Here is a 13058-nt window from a genome sequence, read left to right on the forward strand (position 1 = left end):
GCAAAGACAAAAAAGCGCGCCAGGGCGTCCCTAGCGCGCTTTCTTCGTTTTCAGCGGTATCCTGGCGCTCACAATGGAAAGCGCGCCTAGCGCCAGCCCAGGGCCGGTGCGACGTGTTTCAGAATCGCCTCGATGACATGGGCGTTGTATTCGACGCCCAACTGGTTCGGTACGGTCAGAAGCAGCGTATCGGCTTCCCGGATCGCCTCGTCGGCGGCAAGCTGCTCGATGAGCTTGTCCGGCTCGTCGGCATAGGAACGGCCGAAGATCGCCCGCGTTCTGTCATCGATGAAGCCGATCGAATCCGCTTCCTTGCCGCCGCGGCCGAAATAGGCCCGGTCGCGATCGTCGACGAGCGCGAAGATGCTGCGGCTGACCGAAACACGCGGCGTGCGGCTGTGGCCGGCCTCCTTCCAGGCCTCGCGGTAGGCGCGGATCTGCGCGGCCTGCTGGATATGGAACGGCTCGCCCGTCTCGTCGTTCTTCAGCGTCGAGCTCTGCAGGTTCATGCCGAGCTTCGCGGCCCAGACGGCCGTGGCGTTGGAGCTCGCGCCCCACCAGATGCGCTCGCGCAGGCCCTCCGAATGGGGTTCGAGGCGCAGGAGGCCGGGCGGGTTGGGGAACATCGGTCGCGGGTTCGGCTGCGCGAAGCCTTCGCCCTTCAGGATGTCCAGGAACACCTCGGCATGCCGGCGGCCCATGTCGGCGTCGTTCATGCCCTCCTGCGGCTGGTAGCCGAAGTAGCGCCAGCCGTCGATGACCTGCTCGGGCGAGCCGCGGCTGATGCCGAGCTGCAGGCGTCCGCCGGAAATGAGGTCCGCGGCGCCGGCATCCTCGGCCATGTAGAGCGGGTTCTCATAGCGCATGTCGATGACGGCCGTGCCGATCTCGATCGTCTTCGTCCTGGCGCCGGTGGCGGCGAGAAGCGGGAAGGGGGAGGCGAGCTGCCGGGCGAAATGATGCACCCGGAAATAGGCGCCGTCGGCGCCGAGCTCTTCTGCCGCGACGGCAAGGTCGATCGACTGGAGCAGCGTATCACCGGCCGAGCGGGTCTCCGATTGCGGGGAGGGGGTCCAATGCCCGAAGGAAAGGAAACCGATTTTCTTCATGGATCTTTACCTCGACGCCGGGGCGTCCGTTGGGATGGGTGTCGCCGGCGAAGATGGGGTATCGGACAGGGCTTGGAAAGGTGTGGAACGAGAACGCAGCGTTCACCGTTTGGCGCTTTCACGCCGGTCGAGGCTGCGGCGCGCTATGCCCTGTGGTCTGCATGGATGGTTATTTGCATTTCAGGAAGGATGGCCTTGCCCTCAACGTTCCAAAGAAACTCTCTGCGCCCTGTGCGGTTTTTTGATCGTATGGGTATATAACCGCACGCTGGCGGATCCGTGATGGTTGGGAGCCGCTCCTTGTGGCGCCCCATGTCCCGGCTCTCTTCACGCGGCCGGGCGGATGCAATCGAGGCCATGGCGGGTGAAATTGCCGCGGGAACGGGAAGGGGCGTCAGTGGTACTTTTCCCGCTCGCGCACGAGGATCGCCGGTGCGTTCAGCCCGGCGATCGGTTGGTTGACGTCCGCCGGAATGTCGCCGGTCAGCTGGAGATCGAGATAACGCGCGCAGCACACCCGCAGGAAGGACGTGAAGTTGCCGAGGTCGTGGCCTGCGTCGATCGATTCATGGTGCAGCCTGGTGATCAGCTGCGTGACGTTCATGCGATCGCGGCGCGCGATCTCCTCAAGCTTCGACCAGAAGAAATTCTCCAGCCGCACGCTCGTCACCATGCCGTCGATCCGCAGCGAACGCGTGGTGCTCTCCCAGAGCCTCGCATCCGCCTTGATGAACAGTTCGCACATCCCGGCCTCCCTTGCCCGTCTCCTCAGGCGGCGTCCGTTTGTAGCAGGGACGCGGCGTTCAGCACAGCCATGAACTGGCGCAGCCAGGAGGGGTGCGCCGGCCATGCGGGCGCGGTGACGAGATTGCCGTCCGAGACCGCGTCATCGATCGCGATATCCGCATAGATGCCGCCGGCAAGCTCCACTTCCGGGCGGCAGGCGGGATAGGCCGAGCAGGTGCGGCCCGTGAGGACGCCGGCCGCCGCGAGAAGCTGCGCGCCGTGGCAGATGGCCGCCACCGGCTTGCCGGCCTCGAAGAAGTGCCGCACGGCCTTGATGACATCGGGGTTGAGGCGCAGATATTCGGGCGCCCGGCCGCCGGGGATGACAAGCGCGTCGTAGTCCTCGGCGCGGATGCTGGAGAAGGTGGCGTTGAGCGTGAAATTGTGGCCGCGCTTTTCGGAATAGGTCTGGTCGCCCTCGAAATCATGGATGGCGGTCGCGACCGTCTGGCCTGCATTCTTGCCGGGGCAGGCGGCATGCACGGTATAGCCGCAGGCAAGCAGCGTCTGGAACGGGACCATGGTTTCATAGTCCTCGGTGAAGTCGCCGGTGATCATCAGAATTTTCGAAGCTGGCATCTGTTCCTCCCAAAACCAATGGGAGGAGTTTAGCAAGGACGGCATGCGAGCGGGTACTAAGGGGATACTACAGTGAAAATTCAGGGCAGGCGCCTTCAGACGCCCCTTGCCACCATCGTATAGATCTTGCGGGTCCGCTCGTGGATCGTCCATTCGCCGCGCCAGCCGAGCGGCAGGACGAACATCTCGCCCGGGCCGATCTGACGGCTCGTGCCGTCGCCGTTGTGCAGCGTCACGCGGCCGGAAAGGATATGGCAGATCTCCGCGATCTCGCTGCGGTCGGCGGTGAAGCGGCCGGGCGTGCATTCCCATATGCCGGTTTCCATCTTGCCGTCCGGGCTCGTCCAGAGGGGCAGGGTGGCCTCCTGCTGCTCGCCCTCGATGGAGGTCGGCTTGGGCGTGAAGGCGCCGATATCGCGCTGGAGGAGGTCGCCGAAGTTTTCGAAGCTGATCATGGTCTGTCCCGTATCTGGCTCAGTGGCCGGTGATGCTGTCGGCGAGCGCCGCGAGTTTGGAGGTGCGCGACAGGCCGGAAAACTCCCGGTCGTCCGCCATGCGGTAGAGCTGGTACATCGAATGCACGCCGAGCCAGCGGAAGGGCTCCGGCTCCCATTTGCGCACCGTGCGGTTGACCCAGGGCAGGCCGGTCAGCTCCGTCTTGCGGTCCAGCACCAAGTCGCAGAGCGTGCGGCCGGCAAGGTTCGAGCTGGAGACGCCGAGGCCGACATAGCCGCCGGCCCAGCCGATGCCCGTCGTTCGGTCGAAGCCCGCCGTCGTGCACCAGTCGCGCGGCACGCCGAGCACGCCGCACCAGGCATGATCGATCTTCAGCGCTTTCGTCTGCGGCAGGAGGCGGGTCAGGATGCCGTGCAACGCGTCGATGGTCGCCTGCTGCGTCTGGCCGTTGACGTCGGTCGCCGAGCCGTAGCGATAGGGCACGCCGCGTCCGCCCATGGTGATGCGGCCTTCGCGGGTGCGCTGGGCGTAGCAATAGGCATGCGCCGCATCGCCGAGCAGTTCATGGCCTTCCCAGCCGATCTCCTTCCACAATGCGTCCGGCACGGGCTCGGTGACGATCTGCGCGCTGTTCAGCGCCAGCCAGGTGCGCTCGAAGCCGGGCAGGCCGGCGGAAAACCCCTCCGTGGCGCGGATGATTTTGGGCGCACGCACCGTGCCGCGGTCGGTCGTAACGCGGCCCTGTTCGAAGCGGGTGACGGTCGTGCCCTCGCAGATCGACACGCCGAGGCTTTCGACCACCTTGGCGAGGCCGCGCACCAGTTTGGCCGGCTGCACGCGCGCCATGTTGCGGTAGAGCACGGCGCCCTTGAGATCGGCGATGCGGATGCGTTTTGCGGCATCCTCCGCCGAGAGCAGTTGCAGGCGCTCCGGCGGGATCTGCCAGTCGAGGCCGAACCGGTATTCCTCGCGCACCCGTTCGAGTTGGGCCGCATTGGTGGCGACGACGAGTTTGTCGACGCGGATGAGGTCCGCGTCGATGCCTTCGGCCTTGGTGACGCGCTCGACCTCGTCGACCGTGCCCGCCATGGCGTTCTGCAGATCGACGACCGCGCTGCGGCTGGAGGTCTTCTCGTATTTTTCCCGCGACCAGCTGAAGCCGCCGGAAAGCCAGCCGCCGTTGCGCCCGGAGGCGCCGAAGCCGGCGAACTCCCGTTCGAGCACGACGATGTTGAGCGAGGGGTCGGCCTTCTTCAGGTAGTAGGCCGTCCACAGGCCGGTATAGCCAGCGCCGATGATGCAGACATCGGCCTCGCGATCGCCGGGCAGGGGAGGGCGCTTTTGCGGGATGCCGCCGATATCGGCATACCAGAAGGAAATGTCACCGTTGGTCTTGACGTCCATGGGAAAGGCTTTCGGGGTTCAGGTCAGCGTCACGTCGGCGCTGGCATCATCGGGGAGAAGGGTGAGGTCGGTGGGCAGGAAGGCGATGTCGACGGTATCGCCGATGGCAAAATCGGCCGCGCCGAGGGGGCTGCGCACCACGGCGACCGTTCCGTCCGCCAGCCGCACCTCGTATTTCGAGCCGGAGCCGAGATAGATCGCCTCGGTGACCGTGCCGGAAAGGCGGTTTTCGCCCGTCACGGCGTCCGCGCCGGCGCGCTTCAGCCCCACGCGCTCGGGCCGGAGCAGGATGACCGGGCGGGCCTCGCCGGGAAGGCGGCCCTGGGCGAAGATCCTCTGGCCGCCGATGATCATCGTCGTGCCGTCGCCGGTGGTTTCGGCCATGCCGCGCAGGACGGTGGATTCGCCGATGAAGCGGCCGACGAAGAGCGTCGCGGGATGATCGTAGAGTTCGCGGCCCGTGCCGATCTGCTCGATGCGCCCGCCGTTGAAGACGGCGATGCGGTCGGAGAGGACGAGCGCCTCTTCCTGGTCGTGGGTGACGTAGACGAAGGTGGTGCCGAGTTCGCGGTGGATGCGCTTGATTTCGAGTTGCAGCCATTCGCGCAGCTTCTTGTCGAGCGCGCCGAGCGGTTCGTCCATCAGGAGCAGCGGCGGATCGAAGACGAGGGCGCGGGCGAGCGCCACGCGCTGCTGCTGGCCGCCGGAGAGTTCGTTCGGGTAGCGATGGGCGAAATCGGCCATCTTCACCATGTCGAGGGCGCGTTTCACCCGGCGGTCGCGTTCCTCGCCCCTTATGCCGCGCAGCGTCAGCGGATAGGCGACGTTCCTGCCGACCGTCATGTGCGGGAAGAGGGCGTAGTGCTGGAAGACGACGCCGATGTTGCGCTTGTGCGACGGCAGGCCGGTGACGCTTTTTCCGCCGATCTCAAGCGTGCCGGAGCTGATGTCGGTGAAGCCCGCAATGAGGTTCAGCGTCGTCGTCTTGCCGGAGCCGGAGGGGCCGAGCAGCGTCATGAATTCGCCGGGGCGGATATGGAGGTCGATGTCGTTGAGGGCGGTGAACGCGCCGTAGCGTTTCGATGCCTTGCGGATTTCGATGGCGGCGCCAGCGGATGCGGTCATGGGTCAGGTCCTTGCGCGGCGCATGCCGAGAAGCAGGCCGGCGATGATGATGAGCGAGGTCGCGAGGAAGAGCAGCGTGCCGACGGCCGCGACGGTCGGGTCGGCGTCGCGGGTGATCGAGGTGTAGATCTGCACCGGCAGCGTCTTGAGATAGGGGCTGGTGATGAACAGCGCGACGATGATCTCGTCGAACGAGGTGATGAAGGCGAAGAGTGCGCCGGAGAGGATGCCGGGCAGGATGAGCGGCAGCGTCACGGTGCGGAAGACGGTCAGCCGGCCGGCGCCGAGGCTGGCGGCGGCGGTTTCGAGCCGCCGGTCGAAGACTTCGAGGCTTGCCTGCACGGCGATCAGCACGAAGGGAATGGCGAGCATGGTGTGCGCCAGCACGAAGCCGGTGACCGTGCCCACCAGATGCGTATCGAGGTAGACCGCGTAGATGCCGATCGCCAGCACCACGCCCGGCACGACCATCGGCGTGATGAGGAGGGCGCGCAGCAGGCCGCCGGTGCGCGCCGCCGCGCGGGAGACGCCGAAGGCGGCGAGCGTGCCGACCACCGTCGCCACCACCGCGACGATCAGCGCGATGATCAGCGAATTGGAAAAGCTCGTCGTCCAGTCCGGATTGCGGAAGAAGTTGTCGTACCATTGCCAGGAGAAGCCGACCGGCGGGAAGGCGAGCGACTTGTTGCCGTTGAACGACATCGGGATGACGACGAGCGTCGGCGCCAGGAGCAGCACCGCGACGAGCAGGCAGAACAGGCCGAGGAGGACGCGGGGGAAGGAGGGCATCGGCTCACGCCTCCCTGCGGGTCGAGGAATGGTTCTGGCGCATCAGCGGGGCGGCGATGGCGAGAAGCACGAAGGTGGTGACGAGGAGGACGACGCCCATCGCGCCGCCGCGCCCCCAGTTGAGCAGGCTCAGCACCTGGTTCTGCACCAGCGAGGAGAGCAGGATGCTGCGCGGGCCGCCGAGAAGGGCCGGCGTGATGTAGAAGCCGAGCGACAGGATGAAGACGATGATCGCGCCGGCATAGACGCCGGGCAGCGACAGCGGAACGTAGATCTGCAGGAAGGCTTTCCAGGGTTTCGCGCCGAGGCTGCGGGCGGCCTGGAGCAGGCGCGTGTCGATGCCCTTCATCACGGAATAGATCGGCAGGATCATGAAGGGCAGCAGCACCTGCGTCATGCCGATGACGACGCCGGGAAGCGTGCGGATCAGCTTGACCGGGGGGAGGCCGAGGCCGCGGAGGAACGAGTTGATAACGCCGGAATCCTGCAGCAGGATGACCCAGGCGAGCGTGCGCACCACGCCGCTCAGCCAGAAGGGCACGAGAACGCAAAGGATGAGCGCCAGCCGCAGGTTCCTGCCGACGATGGTCATGGCATAGGCGTAGGGGTAGGCGCAGATGAGCGAGACGAGCGTCACCCAGGCGGCGACGACGAAGGTGCGTTGCAGGACGGTGCGGTTTACCGCGGACTGGAAGAACCAGACGTAGTTGTCGAGGCCGGGGGCGGGATCGGTGAAGCTGCGCACCACGACGATCGCCAGCGGATAGGCAAGCGCGAGGAGCAGCACCAGCACGGCGGGGGCGGCGAGCCAAACCGCACCGCGAGGTCGCCATCGCGTGAGGAGAGCGGGCCTGTCAGGCATGTCGGTCACGGTCGTCTCCTGTGGTTCGGTTGGGTTCTGGCATTTGCGCAGGGCGTCGCATTTGGAATTCGCCGTTGCCACGTTCCCTTCTCCCCCGCGGGGAGAAGGTGCCGGCAGGCGGATGAGGGGGAGGTCGAAGGCGCAAAAGATCGAAATGATCCATCCGCACAACCCCCTCATCCGACCCTTCGGGCCACCTTCTCCCCGCGGGGGAGAAGGGAGAAACGGCGACGTCGAATTTCATATGCGGTTGCCCTAGCCTCCGGCGGGAGACCAGAGGGGAAAGGGACAGGAAGGCGACGTCTTGCCTTCCTTCCCCCTTTCGGAAGACGCCTCAATTGCCGGAAAGCAGCGCGTTCCACTTCTCGGCGGCGAGGTCGAAATTCTTCACCCAGAACGGGATGTTCTGCTGGTAGCCCTGCGCAATGCGCTCGGGCGTCGAGGTGAGGAACGACGCGGTGATCTCGTCGACCTGCGGTTTGGCGTCCATGTGGATCGGCGTGTAGGAGGTCTTTTCGGTCAGGATCTCCTGCGAACGCTGGCCGAGATAGGCGTTGAGCAGCGCATAGGCCGCATCCGTGTCCTTGACGCCGACCGGGATGGTCATCTGGTCCATGACGACCAGCCAGTCCTGCCAGACGGGGGTATAGGCCGCGCCGTTCTTCGCGGCGGTCATCGCGCGGCCGGTCCACATCATGATCATGTCGGCCTCGCCGGATTCGGCGAGCTGCTGGGATTCGGCGCCGGTCTTCCAGTAGATCGTGTCGGGGCCGAGGTCGCGCAGCTTCTGGATGCCCTTCTCGATGTCGTCCGGCGTCATCGCCTTCGGGTCGCCGCCCGTCGCCCTGAAGGCCTGCTCGATCAGGCCGCCGGTCGGATCGCCGCTGCCGTCGATGGCGCGCGAGCCCGGGAATTTCTCCGTATCGAAGAAGTCCACCCAGTTCTGCGGCGGATTGTCCTTGTAGGTCTCGGTCTTGTACATGAAGATGACGCCATAGTTCATCGCCGGAACCGAGCACTCGCCGACCTGTCCGGGCGGGATCTTCGAGACGTCGAGCTTGGAGAAGTCGAGCTTCTGGAACAGCGTGCCGCAATGGACGTAGGGCGGCAGGTCGGCGGTGTCGACCACGTCCCAGGTGACGTTGCCGGCATCGACCTGCGCCTTCAGCTTGGCGATCTCCGTCGGGCCGTCATTGAGCAGCGTCACGCCGGATTTCTCCACGAATTCCTGGAGGGCGGCCACCTGGCCGTCCTGGTAGATGCCGCCATAGGAGACGAAGGTCAGCGTCTTGCCCTTGAGCGAGCCTTCCTCCACCGCGCCGGCGACCGGCTTTTCCTGTGCGAATACCGGCAAGGCCAGGGCGCACGTCATCGTCAGGGCGAAAGCCCCCGCAAATTTTCTCATCATCGATACTCCCAGTAGCGCTCGCGTGCGTTGTTCCTGCCGCGGTTACGAGCCCGCCCGTGGCAGGTATTTGTCGAGGTCGTCGGCGACGCTGGTCGGCGGCGCGATCATCCACAGGACTTCGGCCGGTTCCGCGCCGATATTCACGGTCTTGTGCGGAACCGAGGTCGGATATTCGATGCTGTCGCCGGCCGACAGCACATGGCGCTCCTCGCCGAGCGTGAGTTCCACCTCACCGCGCAGGACGAAGAAGAGTTCATGCGAATCCCCGTGGCTGTAGGGTTTTTCCCCCGTCGAGCCGCCCGGATCGAATTCGCCGATATAGACTTCCATGTCGCGGATCGGCCGCCGCGACAACAGCATCTTTCGATAGCCCTCGGCCGGCGGCAGCGCCGGGCGTTCATGCTTGCGCAGCACGCGGCCGACGGGCGGGGCCGCTTCCTCGAAGAGGTCCGTCAGGCTGATGCCGAGCGCGCCGGCAATGCGCATCAGCGTGCTGATATTGACCCCGCTGAGCCCGCGTTCCAGCTGGCTCAGAAAGCTCGCGGTCGTGCCGGTGGCCTCGCCCAGCGTGCGCAAAGACATGCGGCGGGCGGTGCGGAAGGCCTTCACCTTCTCGCCGACGGCAGCCTGATTCTTCGTCGCAACCGCGATGTCGTCCATGGCCTCGCTCCTCACTTAACAAGGTATTAAGTGAACGACATTTTGGCAACCGCTAAAATCGACGGTCGACGATTTTTCTGTAGGCGCGCCGGATCCGTCTCCGTCAGGCACTTGCCTGACGGAAGGCCGAGGGATAGCGAAATATCGTGAAAACGGCGCCTTACAGGGCGGTGCCCACCTTCAGCCCGTCATAGACCGCTTCTTCCGCGGTGCGTGGCGCCAGACAGTCGCCGATGAGATGAACCTCCGGCACCAGCCCGGCAAGCATCGCCCGCAGTTCGTCCGCCGGCGTATGCCCGAGACAGAGCACGAGCGTATCGATACCTTCGAAGACGATCGGCTGCTCGCTGACGGTGTGCTGCAGGTAGACGGTGCCGCTGTCGCAGCCGTAGAGCCGGGCATAGGGCGTGATGCCGACACCCTTCCTGTGCAGTTCGGCGGCGATGTTGTCGCGCACGTAGAGCGGCAGCATCTCGCCGGGATGGGTGCCGTTGACGGTGAGCTCGACGCTGCAGCCGTTGTCGACGAGCAGCTCGGCGATGCCGGGGCCGATCCAGTCGCAGCGCCAGTCGGCGACGACGACGCGGCCGCCGGTCTTGACCTCCCGGCGCAGCACCTGCCAGGCATCGACCACCTGGACGCTGTCGTCGGCGGGGATTTCGGGCATGTAGGGCGTGGCACCGGTCGCGAGCACGACGGCATCGGGCTTTTCGCGCTCGACCAAGGCCGCATCGACGCGAACGCCCTTGACCACGCGCACCTGCGCCAGTTCCAGCTCACGCGAAAGATTGGTGATGATGCCGCCGAATTCGGCGCGGCGCGGCAATTGCTGGGCGAGCAGCGCCTGGCCGCCGAGCTGGTTCGCGGCTTCATAGAGCGTGACCTGATGGCCGCGGGCGGCGGCGATCGCGGCCGCCTTCATGCCGCCCGGCCCGCCGCCGATCACCATGATCTTTTTCGGCGCGGCCGCCGGCACCAGCGTGCCGAAGGCCAGCTCGCGGCCGGTCTCCGGGTGCTGGATGCAGGAGATCGGCACGCCGCGGTGAAAATGGCCGATGCAGGCCTGGTTGCAGGCGATGCAGGCGCGGATATCGTCGGTGCGGCCTTCCTCGGCCTTTGCCGGCATCTCGGGATCGCAGATCAGCGCGCGCGTCATGCCGCAGACATCAGCCGCGCCCGCGGCGATGACCGCCTCGGCCTCGTGCGGCTGGTTGATGCGGCCGGCGACGAAGACCGGAACCTTCAGCGCTTGGCGGAAGCGGGCGGCGTCGCTGGAAAGGTAGGCGTTGCGATAGGCCATGGGCGGCACGATATGCACCGCGCCGCCGAGCGAGGCGGAGGTGCCGGCCGTGACGTTGACATAGTCGACCAGCGGTTCGAGCAGGCGGCAGCCCTCCAGCGCCTCATCGGGCGTCAGGCCGTTCTCGTCGCGGTCCCCGGCGCTGATGCGCAGGCCGACGACGAAATCCTCCGATGTCGCCGCACGGATCGCCTTCAGCGCTTCCGCGGCAAAACGCAGCCGGTTCTCCAGCGATCCACCATAGCCGTCCGTCCGCCGGTTGACGCGCGGGTTCAGGAATTGGGCCGGAAGGTAGCCGTGGCTCGCCACCAGCTCCACGCCGTCGACACCGGCTTCATGCATGCGCCGGGCCGCCGCGCCGTAGCCGGCGACGATCTCGTCGATCATCGCCTGGTCGAGCGCGCGCGGCATGACGCGAAACCGCTCGTTGGGCGTGACGGAGGGCGCATAGGCGACCGTCAGCAGCCCGTCGCCGCCCTCCATGATCTCCCGGCCCGGATGGAAGAGCTGCGAGAAGAGCGCACAGCCATGGGCATGGCAGGTCTCCGCCAGCCTGCGGTAGCCGTCGATGCAGCCGTCGTCCGTCGCCATCAGCATGTGCGAGGTGTAGCGGGCCGTCTCGTGCACGCCGGCCACCTGGCTGACGATGAGGCCGACGCCGCCCTTCGCCCGCGCCGCGTGATAGGCGACAAGGGCCTCGTTGACGCGCCCGTCCGTCGGCAGCGTCGTGTCGTGGCCGGTCGACATGATGCGGTTCTTCAGCCGCACGCCGCGGATCGTGAGGGGCTGGAACAGGTGCGGGAAGGCGGCGGGCGCGCTCATGCGGCGCTCCCGGTGTTGCGACAGCGGCGCATGGTATGCACGATCCCGATCATTCAGTCCTCCCATCCCGAGCGAGCGAAACGAGGTGCTTATATTTTATTTAAAGTAAAAAATCGACGCATTTTTTTACTGAAGGCAAAATATGTTGCCATGAAGCGCATTCTGGACAACCTTGTGAGCCGATGCGCCGGCGCGGTGCGGGAAGGAAGGCGGCGATGGTGGACGAGAACGTTTCGGGGGCGCATGGCGGCGGGGCGGCGGCCGGCGAGGATCCGGTGCTCGGCGAGCGCATCCGCGGCCTGCGCAAGCGGCGCGGGATGACGCTCGCCCAGCTGGCCGAAAGCTGCGACCTCTCGACCGGCTATATCAGCCAGATCGAACGCAACCTTGCCTATCCGTCCATTCCCGCGCTGGTCGGCATCGCCCGCAGCCTCGGGGTCACCGTGCAATGGTTCTTCGGCGGCGCGGCGCCGGTGCCGCAGGCCGAGCAGGGCTATGTCATCCGCCACGGCAATCGCCTGCGTATCCAGTATGACGGCGGCATCGTCGACGAGCTGCTGACGCCGAAGATGAGCCTTCAGGTCGAGATGATCCACACGCGCCTGCCGCCGGGCAGCGAGAGCGCGGAGAGCTATAGCCATGCCGGCGATGCCGTGGGGTTCATCATGGCCGGCGAGCTGGAAATATGGGTGGGCGCGCGGCACTTCCACCTGCGCGAGGGCGACAGCTTCTCCTACTCCGCCGGCGAGCCGCATCGCTATCGCAATCCGGGAAGCCGCGATGCCGTCGTGCTCTGGGCGATCAGCCCGCCCAGCTTCTGACGTCAGCGAACGGTTTCGATTTCCCGGAGCAGCCAGTCGCGGAAGCGGGCGAGGGCGGGGTTTGCCTCCATGCTCTCCTTCGGGCAGATGAACTTGTAGGATTCCTCCGGCTGGAAGGTTTCTTCCGAAAGCACGCACAGGGTGCCACGCGCAATGTCCGCCTCGACGAAGGCGCGGTGCGAGAAGCCGATGCCATGGCCGGAGCGCGCGGCGGCAAGCAGCGTGTGCTGGTCGTCGAAGAACAGGTTGGCGTTCGTCTGCGTTTCCTGCAGGTTGTTGTGGGCCAGCCAGTTCTTCCAGTCATCGGCATTGCGATAGTGCAGGCGCGCGACGCTGCGGCTGAAGAGCAGGTCGCTGGCCTGTTTCACGCTGGCGAGCAGCGCCGGGCTGCATACCGGGACGAGGCGCTCGCGCAGCACCTCGACGGCGTAGTCTCCCGCCGGCGGATGGATGCAGTACTTGATCTGCGCGTCCTCGCGCTCGACCGCGCCGCTGCGCGCCTCCAGATTGCTGAGATGGAGCTGGATGCCGGGGTTCTGCTCCAGGAAGCCGGCCATGCGGGGCACCAGCACCTCCATGGCGAAGAAGGGGCCGGTGCGGATGCGCAGGACCTTCGCCTCGGTCTCCTGGCCGATGAGCGAGAGCACATTGGCGACATCATCGAAGGCGCGGGCGCAGGCGTCGAGCAGCAGACTGCCTTCCGCAGTGAGGCTGACGCCCCGCGAATTGCGCTCCAAGAGGCGCCGGCCGAGCCGTTCCTCGAGCTGCTTGACCTGATGGCTGACGGCGCCCTGGCTGACGGCGAGCTCGCTCGCCGCCGCCGTGAAGCTCCGGTGATGGCCCACGGCCTCGAAGGCACGCAGCGCGCGCAGATTGGCCAAGTGTCGCCGATGGTGCCGGTCTGTCATCGAACCATGAGGAAAACTAATGATTTGGA

General features: G+C 66.1%; 13 protein-coding genes. 1 reads left to right on the plus strand and 12 read right to left on the minus strand.

Annotated features, from left to right (window positions below; genetic code table 11):
- Positions 1–86: 86 nt before the first annotated feature.
- From MUU56_RS04785 to MUU56_RS04835, 11 genes are all read right to left on the minus strand, one after another.
- Positions 87–1109: an LLM class flavin-dependent oxidoreductase gene (locus MUU56_RS04785; RefSeq protein ID WP_244766172.1), complete on the minus strand. Its 1023-nt coding sequence runs from the start codon at positions 1107–1109 to the stop codon at positions 87–89.
- 394 nt (positions 1110–1503) lie between these two features.
- A complete protein-coding gene (locus MUU56_RS04790; RefSeq protein WP_244766173.1) occupies positions 1504–1854 on the minus strand; it encodes a ribbon-helix-helix domain-containing protein in 351 nt (116 codons plus the stop codon).
- A gap of 23 nt (positions 1855–1877) precedes the next feature.
- A complete protein-coding gene (locus MUU56_RS04795) occupies positions 1878–2474 on the minus strand; it encodes a DJ-1/PfpI family protein (protein WP_244766174.1) in 597 nt (198 codons plus the stop codon).
- Between the two features lie 95 nt (positions 2475–2569).
- Positions 2570–2929, minus strand: coding sequence for a cupin domain-containing protein (locus tag MUU56_RS04800; protein WP_244766175.1), 360 nt, complete (start codon positions 2927–2929; stop codon positions 2570–2572).
- Between the two features lie 19 nt (positions 2930–2948).
- The gene (locus MUU56_RS04805) at positions 2949–4334 is read right to left on the minus strand and encodes an NAD(P)/FAD-dependent oxidoreductase (RefSeq protein WP_244766176.1); all 1386 of its coding nucleotides are present in this window, start codon (positions 4332–4334) and stop codon (positions 2949–2951) included.
- A gap of 18 nt (positions 4335–4352) precedes the next feature.
- Entirely contained in the window at positions 4353–5459 is a 1107-nt protein-coding gene (locus tag MUU56_RS04810; protein WP_244766177.1) for an ABC transporter ATP-binding protein, read from the minus strand.
- Positions 5460–5462: 3 nt separating this feature from the next.
- Positions 5463–6248 (minus strand): ABC transporter permease, encoded by a 786-nt coding sequence (locus tag MUU56_RS04815; protein WP_244766178.1) that lies wholly within the window; start codon positions 6246–6248, stop codon positions 5463–5465.
- 4 nt (positions 6249–6252) lie between these two features.
- Positions 6253–7110, minus strand: coding sequence for an ABC transporter permease (locus MUU56_RS04820; RefSeq protein WP_244766638.1), 858 nt, complete (start codon positions 7108–7110; stop codon positions 6253–6255).
- Between the two features lie 334 nt (positions 7111–7444).
- The gene (locus MUU56_RS04825; protein WP_398430802.1) at positions 7445–8518 is read right to left on the minus strand and encodes an extracellular solute-binding protein; all 1074 of its coding nucleotides are present in this window, start codon (positions 8516–8518) and stop codon (positions 7445–7447) included.
- A 42-nt stretch (positions 8519–8560) separates the two neighbouring features.
- Positions 8561–9178 (minus strand): helix-turn-helix domain-containing protein, encoded by a 618-nt coding sequence (locus MUU56_RS04830; protein ID WP_064332806.1) that lies wholly within the window; start codon positions 9176–9178, stop codon positions 8561–8563.
- Between the two features lie 160 nt (positions 9179–9338).
- Positions 9339–11300, minus strand: a complete 1962-nt coding sequence (locus tag MUU56_RS04835) for an oxidoreductase (RefSeq protein ID WP_244766179.1) — start codon at positions 11298–11300, stop codon at positions 9339–9341.
- Between the two features lie 215 nt (positions 11301–11515).
- Here MUU56_RS04835 and MUU56_RS04840 point away from each other — a divergent pair, with 215 nt between their 5' ends.
- Entirely contained in the window at positions 11516–12121 is a 606-nt protein-coding gene (locus MUU56_RS04840) for a helix-turn-helix domain-containing protein (protein WP_244766180.1), read from the plus strand.
- Between the two features lie 2 nt (positions 12122–12123).
- Here the strand turns inward: MUU56_RS04840 and MUU56_RS04845 are convergent, their stop codons facing one another.
- On the minus strand, positions 12124–13002 hold the full coding sequence (locus tag MUU56_RS04845; RefSeq protein WP_244766181.1) for a LysR family transcriptional regulator: 879 nt from the start codon (positions 13000–13002) through the stop codon (positions 12124–12126).
- Positions 13003–13058 lie beyond the last annotated feature (56 nt).

Origin of the sequence: Shinella yambaruensis, assembly GCF_022899355.1 — a bacterium.
In the GTDB taxonomy this organism is placed as follows: Bacteria; Pseudomonadota; Alphaproteobacteria; order Rhizobiales; family Rhizobiaceae; genus Shinella; species Shinella yambaruensis.